This is a genomic window from Cupriavidus sp. CuC1 (assembly GCF_044627735.1).
Lineage (GTDB): Bacteria > Pseudomonadota > Gammaproteobacteria > Burkholderiales > Burkholderiaceae > Cupriavidus > Cupriavidus ulmosensis.
Window position 1 is genome coordinate 88,303 of the sequence record NZ_JBIUHC010000015.1, and the last position, 14,152, is coordinate 102,454.

12 protein-coding genes are annotated in these 14,152 nt (G+C 68.5%); 11 read left to right on the forward strand and 1 reads right to left on the reverse strand.

From position 1 onward, the window contains the following. Nucleotides 1-104 precede the first annotated feature (104 nt). A complete protein-coding gene (locus tag ACGLHR_RS09395; RefSeq protein ID WP_400093408.1) occupies nt 105-1,520 on the forward strand; it encodes a PLP-dependent aminotransferase family protein in 1,416 nt (471 codons plus the stop codon). A 6-nt stretch (nt 1,521-1,526) separates the two neighbouring features. On the opposite strand, the gene ACGLHR_RS09400 is transcribed toward ACGLHR_RS09395, so the two are convergent. Then, nucleotides 1,527-3,038, reverse strand: coding sequence for a glycine betaine ABC transporter substrate-binding protein (locus ACGLHR_RS09400; protein ID WP_400093430.1), 1,512 nt, complete (start codon nt 3,036-3,038; stop codon nt 1,527-1,529). A gap of 252 nt (nt 3,039-3,290) precedes the next feature. Here ACGLHR_RS09400 and ACGLHR_RS09405 point away from each other — a divergent pair, with 252 nt between their 5' ends. The 10 genes from ACGLHR_RS09405 to ACGLHR_RS09450 are packed head-to-tail and all read left to right on the forward strand — an operon-like array spanning nt 3,291 to nt 13,883. Continuing rightward, nucleotides 3,291-4,337: a LysR family transcriptional regulator gene (locus ACGLHR_RS09405; RefSeq protein WP_400093410.1), complete on the forward strand. Its 1,047-nt coding sequence runs from the start codon at nt 3,291-3,293 to the stop codon at nt 4,335-4,337. Further along, the gene (locus ACGLHR_RS09410) at nt 4,334-5,830 is read left to right on the forward strand and encodes an NAD(P)-binding domain-containing protein (protein WP_400093411.1); all 1,497 of its coding nucleotides are present in this window, start codon (nt 4,334-4,336) and stop codon (nt 5,828-5,830) included. Before ACGLHR_RS09405 ends, ACGLHR_RS09410 begins: the two co-directional genes overlap by 4 nt. Next, nucleotides 5,827-6,813 carry an ABC transporter permease gene (locus ACGLHR_RS09415; protein WP_400093413.1) on the forward strand — a complete coding sequence of 329 codons (987 nt, stop codon included), beginning with the start codon at nt 5,827-5,829 and terminating at the stop codon, nt 6,811-6,813. The genes ACGLHR_RS09410 and ACGLHR_RS09415 overlap by 4 nt, the downstream gene beginning before the upstream one ends. Continuing rightward, nucleotides 6,810-7,742 carry an ABC transporter permease gene (locus ACGLHR_RS09420; protein ID WP_318236115.1) on the forward strand — a complete coding sequence of 311 codons (933 nt, stop codon included), beginning with the start codon at nt 6,810-6,812 and terminating at the stop codon, nt 7,740-7,742. Before ACGLHR_RS09415 ends, ACGLHR_RS09420 begins: the two co-directional genes overlap by 4 nt. Beyond that, on the forward strand, nt 7,739-8,749 hold the full coding sequence (locus ACGLHR_RS09425; RefSeq protein ID WP_400093415.1) for an ABC transporter ATP-binding protein: 1,011 nt from the start codon (nt 7,739-7,741) through the stop codon (nt 8,747-8,749). Before ACGLHR_RS09420 ends, ACGLHR_RS09425 begins: the two co-directional genes overlap by 4 nt. After that, nucleotides 8,746-9,783, forward strand: a complete 1,038-nt coding sequence (locus ACGLHR_RS09430) for an ABC transporter ATP-binding protein (RefSeq protein ID WP_400093416.1) — start codon at nt 8,746-8,748, stop codon at nt 9,781-9,783. Before ACGLHR_RS09425 ends, ACGLHR_RS09430 begins: the two co-directional genes overlap by 4 nt. Before the next feature lie 49 nt (nt 9,784-9,832). After that, nucleotides 9,833-11,407: an ABC transporter substrate-binding protein gene (locus ACGLHR_RS09435; RefSeq protein WP_400093417.1), complete on the forward strand. Its 1,575-nt coding sequence runs from the start codon at nt 9,833-9,835 to the stop codon at nt 11,405-11,407. 12 nt (nt 11,408-11,419) lie between these two features. Continuing rightward, a complete protein-coding gene (locus ACGLHR_RS09440; protein WP_400093418.1) occupies nt 11,420-12,718 on the forward strand; it encodes an acyl-CoA thioester hydrolase/BAAT C-terminal domain-containing protein in 1,299 nt (432 codons plus the stop codon). 44 nt (nt 12,719-12,762) lie between these two features. After that, complete coding sequence (locus tag ACGLHR_RS09445) at nt 12,763-13,293, forward strand: CMD domain protein (protein WP_267603058.1); 531 nt, start codon at nt 12,763-12,765, stop codon at nt 13,291-13,293. Continuing rightward, complete coding sequence (locus ACGLHR_RS09450) at nt 13,290-13,883, forward strand: peroxidase-related enzyme (protein ID WP_400093419.1); 594 nt, start codon at nt 13,290-13,292, stop codon at nt 13,881-13,883. The genes ACGLHR_RS09445 and ACGLHR_RS09450 overlap by 4 nt, the downstream gene beginning before the upstream one ends. Nucleotides 13,884-14,152: the final 269 nt, after the last annotated feature.

Sequence of the window (14,152 nt, forward strand, 5' to 3'; positions counted from 1 at the left end):
CGGCTGACAAGGAATAACAGAATCAGATCTGCGATAATTTTGCGTATCAGTTTGAGCGCCTGATACTGCGCCCATCCTTTTCCACGGCAACGCCCCCTGCCCCCATGAAGCGCTACGAAGAACTGGCGGAAACGCTGGCCAAGGACATTCGCAACGGCAACCTGCCGCCCGGCACCAAGATGCCGTCGATCCGCAAGACCGTGACACAGTTCGGCGTGAGCCCGGCCACCGCGTTCCAGGCGTACTACCGGCTGGAGGAGCGCGGACTGGTGCGGGCACGCGAGCGCTCCGGCTACTACGTGACCGGCCAGGTCGGCCGGCCACTGCCACAACCGGCCGTGCGGCCCTCGCACCAGGTCTCGACCGATGTCGATATTTCCAAGCTGGTCTTCTCGGTGCTGGACGCCGCGCGCGATCCGCAGCTCATCCAGCTTGGCTCGGCCTTCCCTTCGCCCGAGTTGTTCCCCTGGGAGCGGCTGGGCAAATCCCTGGCCCGGGCCGGACGCGAGCTCGATCCCTGGTATTCGGTCAACGACATGCCCGCCGGCCACCTGGCCCTGCGCCAGCAGATCGGCCTGCGCTACCTCGGCGCGGGTGCGCCGCAGCCCACCGACGAGATCATCGTCACCAACGGTGCGCTGGAAGCGCTCAACCTGTGCCTGATGGCGGTGACCCAGCCCGGCGACGTGGTGGCGATCGAATCGCCCGGCTTCTATGCCGCGCTGCAGGCGCTGGAGCGGCTGCGCCTGCGCGCGGTGGAGATCCCGGTGGACCCGCGCGAAGGCATCGACCTGGACGCACTGGATGCCGCGCTCCAGCGCCATCCGATCAAGGCCTGCTGGTTCATGACGCAATTCCAGAATCCGCTGGGCGCGAGCATGTCCGAGGCCAGGAAGCAGGCGCTGGTGGCCTTGCTGGCACGCCACCGCGTGCCACTGATCGAGGATGACGTCTATGGCGAGCTGTATTTCGGCAATCGCTGCCCCCTGCCCGCCAAGGCCTTCGACCAGGAAGGGCTGGTCATGCATTGCAGCTCGTTTTCCAAGACGCTGGCGCCGGGCTTCCGGGTGGGCTGGGTAGCGCCCGGGCGGTATGGCGAGGCGATCAAGCGCCTGCGGCTGATGACCACGCTGTCGGCGGGCGTGCCCACGCAGGTGGCGCTGGCCGAGTACCTGCAGAACGGCGGCTATGACAAGCACCTGCGGCGCCTGCGCCATCTGCTGGAGATGCAGCAGGGCCAGCTGATCGCGGCGATCGGCCGGCATTTCCCGGAGAACGTGCGGGTCTCGCAGCCCGCCGGCGGGTACTTCCTGTGGGTGGAGTTTGCCGCCGGATTCGATGCGCTGGCGCTGCATCGCGCGGCGCTGGAACATGGCATCGGCATTGCGCCGGGCCCGATCTTTTCAGCGCGCCAAGGCTATCGCAACTGCATCCGGCTGAACTATGGCCACCTGTGGAGCGATGCGGTGGAAGCCGCCGTGTCCAAGCTGGGCGAGCTGGCGAAGGCGCAATTGCAATAAGGCGCGTCAGGTTATCGTCCCGCCCCGGGCATGCCTGCCCAGATACCATTCCCCCAGCTCGAACCCGGCCTGCACCAGCAGCGCAAGCACGGCGGCCGGGATGGCGCCCGCCATCAGCAGCACATGGTCGTTCAGCGCCAGCCCGGTGGCGATGCGCTCGCCATAGCCGCCAGCGCCGACAAAGGCGGCAATGGTGGCGGTGCCCACGCTGATGATGGCGGCCGTCTTGATGCCGGCCAGCAGCACCGGCATCGACAGCGGGAGCTCCACATAGCGCAGCACCTGGCCGGGCGTGAAGCCAAGGGCGCGCGCCGCCTCGCGCATGCCGGCTGGCACCTGCTGCAGGCCGGTCAGCGTGTTGCGCACGATCGGCAGCAGCGCATAGAGGAACAGCGCCACCATCGCCGGCCAGACGCCGATGCGCCCCAGCAGCGGGATCAGCATCGCCAGCAGGGCCAGCGACGGCACGGTCTGCAGCACGCTCACCGCGGCCATCAGCGCCTGCCCCAGCCGCTGCCGGCGCGCGGCGACGATGCCCAGCGGCACGCCCAGCAAGGTGGCCGCGCCAACCGCTCCCAGCACCAGGGCCAGGTGGCGCCAGGTCAGCCGCAAGGTATCGCGGCCAAACAAGGTGCCGGCTAGGCCGGCGCGCGCGCCGGCCGTTGCGTCCGTCGCGCCGGCATTGCCATGCGCCAGGAAAGACCGCGCCACGGCGGCAAAGGATTGCCCATCCAGTTCCGCCGCGGCATTCATGGCGATCATGTCCGCCGCGCTCACCTTGCCGGCCAGCCCCGTCAATGCCTGCCAGGCGGCCGGGAAGCGCTGCGGCAGGTCCAGGCGGTAGAGCACCACGGCGTCATAGCGGGGGAAGTAATGGCGGTCATCCGTCAGCACGCGCAGCCCGTATTTGCGGATCTTCGCGTCGGTGGAATAGATGTCGATGCCGTCGACCTGCCCGTTGGCCAGGGCTTCGTAGGCCACGCCGTGGTCCAGCCCGAGCGGCCGCTGGCGCAAGCCGTAGCGCTGCGCCAGCCCGGGCCAGCCGTCCGCCCGGCCCAGGAATTCATGCGACAGCCCGAGGCGCAGCTGCGGCCGCGCGGCCAGGTCGCCCAGCGTCGCCAGCCCGAGTTGCTGCGCCTTGTGCGCCTCCACGGCGAGCGCATAGGTGTTCTCGAAGCCAAGCGGAATCCCTGCCGCCAGGCCCAGCGGCGCCAGCGCCTGGTTGATCTGCGCCAGGCTGGCGCCGGCGGGCAGCTTGAGGATTTCGCTGGAAACGGTGCCGGTGTAGTCGGGATACAGGTCGATGCTGCCGGCCTTGAGCGCCTCGAACACGATCGCTGTGTTGCCAAGGCCCGGCGTGTGCTGTGCGCTGCCCTGGGCGGCAGCGGCCTGGGTGAGGATTTCCCCGAGGATGTAGGACTCGGTGAAGCGCTTGGAGCCGACCCGCAGGGTATCGGCGCGGGCCGTGCCGGCCGCGGCCAGCAGCGACAGGCAGGCCAGCGCCCAGCACAGGAGCATGGCCAGCCAAGGCTCGGTACGGCGCGGGCTTCCGGGTTGCAAGGTCAAATGAAGCGCTCTCCTGGGCATGGTGCGTGGCACGCGGACTGCCGGGCCGGTTCATCACATGATACTTGCATGGCCTCGACAGCGACGCCGGCGCGCACCCACTTTGTGCCGCATGAGCACATATGAAAATAGTATTTGCAATCCGAATGCTAGCGGGGTGAGAATCCACAAAACACATACATAGCATCAGCAACTCGGGCCCCCATGGAAATCCGGCAACTGGAAGCCTTCGCGGCAGTCATGACCAGCGGCAGCGTGACCGCCGCCGGGCGCCTGCTGGGGCGCTCCCAGCCGGCCATCACGCGCCTGATCCAGGAGCTGGAAAGCGAGATCGGCTTTGCGCTGTTCGCCCGTAGCGGGCCGCGCGTGAGCCCTACCGAGCGTGGCTTCCTGCTGTATGAGGAGGTGGAGCACGCGCTGGTCGGCCTGCAGCAGATCCGCGCCCGCGCCGCCGAAATCGCCCGCGAGGAAAACCGCTCGCTGCAGATCGCGGCCACGCCGGCCCTGGCGGCCGGGTTGTTGCCCCTGGCCCTGGCCGGCCACCAGCCGGACCATGCGACGGCCGCAACGGCCGGGAAGGCAGGCTCCCCCGGCCGCGCCAGCCACATCCATATCAATAGCGCTTCCCCCGAAAAAGTCGTGCATTCGGTGCTCACCGGCGCGGCCGAGATCGGGCTGACCAGCCTGCCGCTGGAGCATCGCGGCGTGACCGTGCACTGGATCGGGCAGGCTGCCTGCGTGGCCGCGGTACGCGCCGACGATCCGCTGGCGGCGCTGGCCACCATTCCTCTGGCCGCCTGCAGCGGCCGGCGCATCGTCACCATGCAGAACCCCTACCGGCTGCGCCGCCGCCTGGACGAGGCGTTTGCCCGCGCCGGGGTGGAGCCGGCCGCGCTAATCGACACCAACTCCTCGCTCAATGCGCTCACGGCCGTGCGCGCCGGGCTGGGCATTGCCGTGCTGGAGCCGGTGACCGCGCGCGGCGTGCCACTGGCCGATATCGTGGTGCGCCCCATCGATGCCGACATTCCCTTTTACTTTGGCGTGATCACCCCGCAGGCCAGGCCCGCCAGCGCGGCGGTGCTGGCGCTGATCGACACGCTGGCTGACGCGGCCCGCGCGCTGCTGCCGGACTTTACCCAGCGCGGCCCGGAACAGCACGGCGCGCTGCTGCAAGCGCTGTATGGCGACGCCGCCGCCACCGAGCCGGCCGCCGGCACGCCCTACGACACAGAACAAACCGACCTATGAAATCGCCCGCTGACACCTTCCCGGCAGCCGCCGCCAACGCCGCCGGCCTTGCCGCCCTGGAAGCGCGCCTGCGCCAGGACCTGTCCTGGCTGGAACTGCCCGCCAAGAGCTGGACCGTGGCGCGCACGCACGACGGCGAGCCGGTGCTGGACGTGGCCGTGATCGGCGGCGGCATGGCCGGCATGGCCGCGGCGGCCACGCTCAAGCACCTGGGCATCAACGCGCGCATCTTCGATCGCTCGCCGGAAGGCTTCGAAGGCCCTTGGGCCACCACCGCGCGCATGGAAACGCTGCGCTCGCCCAAGCAGCTCACCGGCCCCGCGCTGGGCCTGCCCGCCCTGACCTTCCGCGCCTGGTTCGAGGCGCAGTTCGGCGCCAACGCCTGGGAAGCGCTGGACAAGATCCCGCGCCTGCAATGGATGGATTACCTGCGCTGGTATCGCCGGGTGCTGGACCTGGACGTGCGCAACGAACACGGGGTCGAGCGTGTGGTGCCCCGCCCCGATGGCCTGGTGGTGCTGGAAATCCGCTCGCCCGCCGGCGCGCAGACCGTGCTGGCGCGCCGCGTGGTGCTGGCCACCGGCCGCGACGGACTGGGCGGCGCGCACGTGCCGCCCTTCGCGCAGGACCTGCCGCGCTCGCGCTGGGCGCATTCGAGCGATGTGTTCGACTACAGCACCTTGCGCGGCAAGCGCGTAGGCGTGATCGGCGCGGGCGCGTCCGCCATGGACAGCGCCGCCACCGCGCTGGAAGCGGGCGCGGCCAGCGTCGACCTGTTGATACGGCGCGCCGACATCCCCCGCGTCAACAAGGGCAAGGGCGCGGGCAACCCCGGCCTCACGCATGGCCATCCCGGCCTGCCGGATGACTGGAAATGGCGCATCCGCCATTACATCAACGCCCAGCAGGTGCCGCCGCCGCGCGGCAGCACGCTGCGGGTCTCCCAGCACGAGAACGCGCGCTTCAACCTGGCCTGCCCGATCGAGCGCATCGAGCAAGCCGGTGACGCGCTGCTGGTGCAGACGCCCAAGGGCGCGTTCGAGCTGGATTTCCTGATCTTTTCCACGGGCTTTCGCATTGCGCTGGACACGCGGGAGGAGTTCGGCGCCTTCGCCCGCCATATCCGCTACTGGCGCGACCGCTACACCCCGGCTGCGGGCCAGGAAGACCAGGAGCTGTCGGACTCGCCGGACCTTGGCCCAGCCTTCGAATTCCTCGAGAAGACGACACACGCGTGCCCGGGCCTGTCGCGCATCCACTGCTTCTGCTACCCGGCGGCGCTGACGCATGGCACCGTATCCGGCGACATCCCCGCCATCAGCGACGGCGCCAGGCGCCTCGGCCAAGGCATCGCCGCCCTGCTCTACCAGGAGGACGTGGCGCTGCACTACGCCAATATGGAAGCCTTCGCCGAGCCCGAAGTATTCGGCGATGAGTGGGTTCCGGCCGGGCCGCCCCCGGCGCTGCCCAGCGACGCGGCGAACGCATCATGAGCCGCTGGCCGATCCGATGGCTGGCCAAGCGGCTGGCGCAATCGCTGCTGGTAGTGCTGGCGATGACGGTGATCGTGTTTGCCGGCCTGCACGCGATCGGCAATCCGGTCGATACCCTGATCGGCCAGGACGTGGACCAGGTCGAGCGCGCGCGCATCATCGCCAGGCTGGGGCTGGACCAGCCGCTCTGGCGCCAGTATCTCGCCTTCCTGCAAGGTGCCCTGCACGGCAACCTGGGCAACAGCTTTGTCTATAACGTGCCCGCCATCCAGCTCATCCTGCAGCGGCTGCCGGCCACGCTGGAACTCGCCGTGGCGGCGCTGCTGCTGGCGGTGCTGGTGGGCGTGCCCTGCGGTCTCTTTGCCGGGCTGTACCCGGAGCATCCGGTCTCGCGTGTGCTGATGACCGGCAGCATCGTCGGCTTCTCGCTGCCCACCTTCTGGGTCGGGCTGATGCTGATCATGGCCTTCAGCGTGCGGCTCGGCTGGCTGCCCTCGGGCGGGCGCGGCGCCACTGCCGAGTGGCTGGGCGTGCCGTGGTCGTGGCTGACCGCCGACGGCCTGCGCCACCTGATCCTGCCGGCCATCAACCTGTCGCTGTTCAAGGTCTCACTGGTGCTGCGGCTGACCCGCGCCGGCGTGCGCGAGGTGCTGCCGCAGGACTGGGTCAAGTTCGCGCGCGCCAAGGGCCTGTCGCCGATCCGGGTGGTGCTGGGCCATGTGCTGCGCAACACGATGATTCCGCTGGTCACCGTGCTGGGCCTGGAGTTCGGCTCGACCATCGCGTTTGCGGTGGTGACCGAGAGCATCTTCGCCTGGCCCGGCGCCGGCAAGCTGATCCTCGACAGCATCAACGCGCTGGACCGCCCGGTGATCGTTTCCTACCTGATCGTGGTGGTGTGCCTGTTCGTCACGCTGAACCTGATAGTGGACATTCTCTACAAGCTGCTCGACCCGCGCGTGCGGCTGGAGGCCGCCACATGAGCGCCATCGACAACACCGCTGCCGCCGCTGCGGCGGCGCCCCAGGCGCTGCGCCGCGAATCGCCGTGGCGCCGCATGGCGGCGGATTTCTTCGCCTCGCGCACCGCCGTGTTCGGCCTGGTGCTGCTGGTGATCCTGGTGCTGGCCGCGGTCTTCGCGCCGCTGGTCACGCCGCAGAATCCATACGACCTGCTCCAGCTCGACGTCATGGACGCGCGCCTTGCGCCCGGCACGCCGAGCGGCACCGGCACCTACAGCTACTGGCTCGGCACCGACGGCCAGGGGCGCGACATTTTCTCCGGCATCCTCTACGGCCTGCGCATCAGCCTGAGCGTGGGCGTGGGCTCGGCGCTGATCGCTGGCGTCATCGGTACCCTGCTCGGCCTGCTGGCCGCTTATGCCGGCGGGCGCGTGGACAGCGTGATCATGCGCACCGTGGACCTGCTGCTGTCGTTCCCATCGATCCTGGTCGCGATGATGATCCTGGCCTTCCTCGGCAAGGGCGTGACCAATGTGGTGCTGACGCTGGTGATCCTGGAGTGGGCTTACTATGCGCGCGCCGCGCGTGGCCAGGCGCTGGTGGAAAGCCGGCGGGAATACGTGGAAGCCGCGCGCGGCCAGGGCATTTCCAACTGGCGCATCGTGGTGGGCCATATCCTGCCGAACTGCCTGCCGCCGCTGATCGTCATTGCCTCGCTGCAGGTGGCGCGCGCCATCACGCTGGAGGCTACCCTGTCCTTCCTCGGCCTGGGCGTGCCGGTGACCGAGCCCTCCCTAGGCCTGCTGATTGCCAACGGCTACCAGTTCATGCTGTCCGACGAATACTGGATCAGCTTCTTCCCTGGCATCGCGCTGCTGGTCACGGTGGTGGCCATCAACCTGGTGGGCGACCGCCTGCGCGACGTGCTCAACCCGAGGTTGCAGAAATGACCACGCCGGACATCAACAACGCCGCGCCGACGCTGGAAGTCCGCCATCTGCGCACGCACTTCGAAACCCGCGCGGGCGTGCTGCCGGCAGTGGACGACGTCTCCTTCACCGTGCCGCGCGGCCGCATCCTCGGGCTGGTGGGCGAATCCGGCTCCGGCAAATCGGTCACGGGCTTTTCCATCATGGGCCTGGTCGACGCGCCGGGACGCATCGTCGGCGGCGAGATCCTGTTCCAGGGCCGGGAGCTGACCAGCATGCGGCCAGCGGAGCTGCGCCAGCTGCAGGGCAACCGCATCGCGATGATCTTCCAGGATCCGATGATGACGCTCAATCCGGTGATGCGGGTGGACGCGCAGATGATCGAGGCCGTGCGCGCGCACAGCCCCGCCAGCCACAAGCAGGCCCGCGAACTGGCACGCGACACGCTGGGCATGATGGGCATCCCCAGCCCGGAGGAACGCCTGCGCGCCTACCCGCACCAGCTCTCCGGCGGCATGCGCCAGCGCGTGGCGATTGCCATCGCCATGCTGCACCGGCCCGACCTGATCATTGCCGACGAGCCGACCACCGCGCTGGATGTCACCATCCAGGCGCAGATCCTGTCCGAAGTGCAGAAGCTGGCGCGCCAGCATGGCACCGCGCTGATCTGGATCACGCACGACCTGTCCGTCGTAGCCGGCCTGGCCGATGAAGTCGCCGTGATGTATGCCGGCCGCATCGTGGAGCAGGGCCCGGTCGACGCCGTGCTGGACCATCCGCTGCACCCCTACACCGCCGGCCTGATCGGCAGCCTGCCGAGCCTGAACAAGCGCGGCCAGCGGCTGCGCCAGATTCCCGGCATGACGCCCAACCTGCTGACGATGCCGCCGGGCTGCGCCTTTGCGGCACGCTGCCCGCGCGTGTCCAGTGCCTGCGGGCAGGCGCCCGTCATCACCTCGCCGCAAGCCATGCGCCAGGTACGCTGTTTCCATCCGGGCCAGCCGGCCGTTGCCGCGGAGTTCGCATGAAGCCGACTGAACACGCTGCCGGCGAGGCGCCACAATTGCCCGCCCTGATCGACGCTCATGGTCTCGCCAAGCGCTTTGGCGAGCAGCATCCCGGCCGTTTTGGCCGCGCGCTGCAGCGCATGGGCTGGTCGGAGCCCGCGCCCGTCACTCACGCGGTGGACGGCGTGGACCTGCAGATCCGCCGGGGCGAAGTGGTTGGCCTGGTCGGCGAATCCGGTTGCGGCAAATCCACGCTTGGCCGCATGGTGGCCGGCCTGCTGCAGCCGTCTGCTGGGCAGATCCGTGTGGATGGCCAAAGCATCGAGGGCCTGGATGCGAGCGAGCGCCGCGCACTGCGGCTGAAGATCCAGATGGTGTTCCAGGATCCGTACGCCAGCCTGAATCCCCGCTTGCGCGTGGATCGCATCGTCGGCGAAGGCGCGCGGCTGCACGGGCTGGTGGACGCGGCCGGCTTCGACGATTACGTTAGCGCGCAGCTGGAGCGCGCCGGGCTGGATCCGGCGCTGCGCCAGCGCTACCCGCACCAGTTCAGCGGGGGGCAGCGCCAGCGCATCGGCATTGCCAGGGCGCTCGCCGTGCAGCCCGAATTGCTGGTGTGCGACGAGGCGGTGGCTGCTCTGGACGTGTCGATCCAGGCGCAGGTGCTCAACCTGTTCATGGACCTGCGCGAGCAGCTTGGCCTGACCTATCTCTTTATCAGCCACGATCTTGGCGTGGTGGAGCATGTATCGGACCGCGTGGTCATCATGTACCTGGGCCGCGTGGTGGAGAGCGCGCCGACGCAAGACATCTTCCGGCAGGCCAACCACCCGTACACGCAAGCGCTGCTGGCGGAAATCCCGCGCCTGGACTCGCGCCACAAGACCTTCACCGCCATCAAGGGCGAGATTCCCAGCCCACTGGCGCCGCCGCCGGGCTGCCACTTCCATCCGCGCTGCCCGCATGCCATGGCGCGCTGCCGGACCGAGGTGCCGCGCCTGCGCGGCATCGCCGTGAACCATCTCAGCGCCTGCCACCTGAACGAGGTTGGCTAATGCGCGCCACGCTTCTCAAACACTCTCATCGCCCCGAGGAAACCTGCCCATGAAACGCCTGCTGTCCCTCTCGATCAGCGCCACCGTTGCCGCCATGCTCTGCGCCGGCGCGGCCTGCGCGCAGTCCTTGTCGATCGCCTTTGCCGATCCGCTTTCGTCGCTGGACCCGCAGCTCAATAACCACGCCGGCGACCGTTCGGTGGACCTGCATTTCTGGGACCTGCTGATCGAGAACAAGGACAACAAGCTGCAACCGGGGCTGGCCCTGTCGTGGAAGGCGCTGGACGACAAGACCTGGGAATTCAAGCTGCGCCGCGATGTGAAGTGGCAGGATGGCAAGCCCTTCGGCGCGGAGGACGTCATCTTCTCCTACCAGCGCGCGCGCAATGTGCCGGGCAGCGTGGCGTCGTACGCGGGCTACCTGCGCACCATCGAGTCGATGAACGCCAAGGACCCGTACACCCTGGTCATCAAGACCAATATCCCGAACCCGGACCTGCCGCTGAACCTGGCATCGATCCATATCGTCAGCAAGCATGTGGGCGAGAAGGCCAGCACCGAGGACTACAACAGCGGCCGTGCCGTGGTCGGCACCGGCCCGTACAAGTTCATCTCCTACACGCCAGGCGACCGCGTGATGATGGCGCGCAATGACGGCTACTGGGACGGCAAGCCGGCCTGGCAGCAGGTCAACTACCGCTATATCAACAACGGCCCGGCCCGCACCGCCGCGCTGCTGTCCGGCGACGTCGATGTGATCGACAAGGTGTCGGTCTCCGACCTGGCCAAGCTCAAGCAATCGCCCAACGTCAGCGTGTTTCCCTACGCCGGCCTGCGCGTGATGCTGCTGCAACCGAGCTTCAAGCCCGGCCCAAATCCGTACATCACCGATAACGCCGGCAAGCCGCTCGACAAGAACCCGCTGCTGGACGTGCGCGTGCGCCGCGCGCTGTCGCTGGCCATCAACCGCCAGGCGGTGGTGGGCCGCATCCTGCAGAACACCGCCAGCGTGGCCAACCAGTGGATGCCCAAGAGCACTTTCGGCTACAACCCGGAGGTCAAGGACATTCCCTACGATCCGGAGCAGGCCAAGAAGCTGCTGGCCGAGGCCGGGTTCAAGGATGGCTTCAAGCTGACCATCCACGCGCCGAACGACCGCTATCCGCAAGGCCCCGAGACCGCGCAGGCGGTAGCCCAGTTCTGGACCCGCATCGGCGTCAAGACCCAGGTGGAAGTGGTGCCCTGGTCGGTCTACGCCGGCCGCGCCAACAAGAACGAATACGCGGTCAGCATGCTGGCCTGGGGTAACGGCACCGGCGAGGCCAGCTATGCGCTGGTCAACGTGCTGGCCACCGTGGATGCCAAGAAGGGCCTGGGCGCCTCCAACTGGGGCCACTACAGCAACCCGGCCGTGGACAAGACGCTGGACGAATCCACCGCCGAGTTCGACGTGCCCAAGCGCGAAGCCATCCTGCGCCGCTCGGTCAAGCTGGTGTCGGACGATGTAGGCGTGCTGCCGCTCTACCACTACCAGAACATCTGGGCCGCCAGGAAGGGCCTGAAGGTTGCGCCGATGACCAGCGACCGCACTGCGGCGATGATGGTCACGCGCGACGGCAAGTAAGGCGGAGCGAACATGGCACAGCTTCACATCACGCCGGCCGACGACCTGATCGACGTCGCGCGGCGGATTTCCGTATCGGGCCTGCGCCCCGGCGAAACCATCGCCATCGCCACGCGCACACTGCGCGGCCGGGATATCCCCTGGGCCAGCGAAGCTGTGTTCGTGGCAAACGCCGCCGGCACCGTGGACCTGGAGCGCGACGCGCCGCTATCGGGCAGCTACGCCGGCGTGAGCGCCATGGGCCTGCTGTGGTCGCAGCGCCCGGTCGACAGCGACAGCCGCGAGCAATTCCATGCCGACGCCACCCGGCCGCTCGTGACCGAGGTCACGGTGCGGGCAGGCGGCGGCGAAACAAACGGCGAACTGGTGCAGCGCCTGGCGGCTGCCGGTGTGACCCGCCGGGAAGTACGCGAGGACGGCCTGGTCGGCACGCTTTACTTGCCCGCGGGCCCCGGCCCGCATCCGGCGGTGATGGTGCTCAACGGCTCGGGCGGCGGCATCAACGAACCGCGCGCCGCGCTCTATGCCTCGCGCGGGTACGCCGCGCTGGCATTGGCGTACTTCAAGGCGCCGGGGCTATCGGACTACATCTCCAATACGCCTCTGGAATACTTCGAGCGAGGCCTGCACTGGATCCGCGAACACGTCCGGCCGGCGCACGATTTCATCGCGCTGTCGGGCCAGTCGCGCGGCGGCGAGCTTGTGCTGCTGCTGGGTGCGACCTTCCCCGAACTGGTCTCGGCGGTGATCGGCTACGTGCCCGGCGCGGTGGTGCACAGCGCGCAGAACGCCGCCGACCCCGCCATCGGCCGCGAAGGCCCGGCCTGGCTGCACCACGGCAAGCCGCTGCCGCATGTGTGGGAGAACAACCGTACGGCAAGCTGGGCGCCCTTTGACGAAGGCCCGGCGCCGCACCGGCATGAACGCGCCATCCTGACCGCGCTGCAAGACCCCGACGCGGTGGCGCGCGCCCGCATCCGGGTCGAGGATATCCGCGGGCCGGTGATGCTGCTGTCGGGCACCGACGACGGCTCCTGGCCTTCCAGCCTGTATTCGCGCATGGTGGCGGACAAGCTGGCCGAGGCCGGGCATCCGCATGCGGTCAGGCACCTGGATTTCGAGGAGGCGGGCCATGCCATCCTCTTCCCCTACGTGCCGACCACGCAGATGGTCTATGCGCATCCGGTGTCCAGGCGCATCAGCACCACGGGCGGCACACCGGCGGCGAATGCCGTGGCGGATGAGCAATCGTGGATCGGCGTGCGCGAGTTCCTGGCGCGTGCGGTCGCCAGCCATGCCGGCCAGGCCTGAACGACCGAACAACAAAATCACTGAGTCAAGACCGAGAACCCATCATGACCCAAGCCAACCCAGCCACCGCCGACGTGGTGGACCACGCAGCCGGCCTCGCCGCCGGCTCGGCCACCCATGCACTGCGCCATCAGCGCGAGAAAGTCGCCGCCTCCACGCAAGGCAGCTATGACGCGCTGTTCGATCCCGCCCTGCCCGGCCTGCCGCTGACCGAGCGCCTGCTGGTGGCGCTCTATGCCGCGCGCCTGACACCCGCGCCGGAACTGGTTGCGCATTACAGCGCGCGCCTTGCGCAGGCCGGCGCCGATGCCGCCCTGGTCGCCGTGGCCGGGCAAGGCGATCCGGAATCGCTGGCCGATCCGCGCCTGCGCGCCATCCTCGCCTTCACCCGCACCCTGATCGAGAACCCGGTCGCCGGCGACGAAGCCGCCCTCAAGGCCCTGCCCGCCGCCGGCCTGGCCACGCCTGACGTGGTGACGCTGGCCCAGCTGATTGCATTCCTGTCCTACCAGGTGCGCCTGGTAGCCGGCCTGAAGGCCCTGAAAACCCTGCAATCCCAGGAGGCCGCGGCATGAGCGCACCCATCAAGGCAAACGGCTTCACCAACGAAGTACTTGACTGGAAGGCCTGGCTGGACGTGGTACAGGTGGACCAGGCCACGCCCGAGCAGGTCGCGGTGCTGGAAGAAAGCCATCCCAAGGCCAAGGTATCGGACTACTACCTGTTCCTGGTGCACCAGCCCGAGATCCTGCGCCAGCGCTCCACGGCCTTCAACGCCATCATGTACGCCCCCGGCGGCATGGCGCGCGCCGAGCGGGAGCTGGCCAGCACGGTGGTGTCGCGCATCAACGGCTGCGTGTACTGCGCGTCGGTGCATGCCCAGCGCTTCGAGCAACTGGCCAAGCGCAACGATGTTATCACCCAGGTCTTCGAGGACCCGCATACGGCGGGCACCACCGCGCGCGAGCAGGCGATCTCGAAGTTCTCGATCGCGCTGACCGAGCGGCCGGATGCGGTCAACGCCGACACCTTGCGCGCGCTGCGCGAGGTGGGCGTGAGCGACGCAGAGATCCTCGACCTGATTCACTCGATCGCGATCTTTGCGTGGGCGAACCGGTTGATGCTGAACCTGGGGGAGCCGGTGTTTCCGGTTGACGGGGGCTGAGGTGGTGGTAAACGCTGCCGGCTTCGGCTCGCGCCCGCGCTCTCCCCCAACCCCTCTCCTGCACGCGGGAGAGGGGAGCTAAGCCTGCGAGAGATTGAGGCTATACGCTTGCGGATCGCTCGGTTTGCTCCCCCTCTCCCACGCAGTGGGAGAGGGGCCGGGGGAGAGGGCGGGCGCTCGCTTGACGCTAGCCCGAAGTTCCATGGTGACGCCGCGGCTGCGGCGTCGCGAAGCCCTTTTCCTGATTGAGGAATCGGCTCATTGGGGGG

Coding starts and splice junctions, on each gene's coding strand:
- ACGLHR_RS09440 (WP_400093418.1), top strand. CDS start 11,420: ATGGCACAGCTTCACATCACGCCGGCCGACGACCTGATCGACGTCGCG.
- ACGLHR_RS09425 (WP_400093415.1), top strand. CDS start 7,739: ATGACCACGCCGGACATCAACAACGCCGCGCCGACGCTGGAAGTCCGC.
- ACGLHR_RS09410 (WP_400093411.1), top strand. CDS start 4,334: ATGAAATCGCCCGCTGACACCTTCCCGGCAGCCGCCGCCAACGCCGCC.
- ACGLHR_RS09400 (WP_400093430.1), bottom strand. CDS start 3,038: ATGCTCCTGTGCTGGGCGCTGGCCTGCCTGTCGCTGCTGGCCGCGGCC.
- ACGLHR_RS09415 (WP_400093413.1), top strand. CDS start 5,827: ATGAGCCGCTGGCCGATCCGATGGCTGGCCAAGCGGCTGGCGCAATCG.
- ACGLHR_RS09405 (WP_400093410.1), top strand. CDS start 3,291: ATGGAAATCCGGCAACTGGAAGCCTTCGCGGCAGTCATGACCAGCGGC.
- ACGLHR_RS09445 (WP_267603058.1), top strand. CDS start 12,763: ATGACCCAAGCCAACCCAGCCACCGCCGACGTGGTGGACCACGCAGCC.
- ACGLHR_RS09395 (WP_400093408.1), top strand. CDS start 105: ATGAAGCGCTACGAAGAACTGGCGGAAACGCTGGCCAAGGACATTCGC.
- ACGLHR_RS09430 (WP_400093416.1), top strand. CDS start 8,746: ATGAAGCCGACTGAACACGCTGCCGGCGAGGCGCCACAATTGCCCGCC.
- ACGLHR_RS09450 (WP_400093419.1), top strand. CDS start 13,290: ATGAGCGCACCCATCAAGGCAAACGGCTTCACCAACGAAGTACTTGAC.
- ACGLHR_RS09435 (WP_400093417.1), top strand. CDS start 9,833: ATGAAACGCCTGCTGTCCCTCTCGATCAGCGCCACCGTTGCCGCCATG.
- ACGLHR_RS09420 (WP_318236115.1), top strand. CDS start 6,810: ATGAGCGCCATCGACAACACCGCTGCCGCCGCTGCGGCGGCGCCCCAG.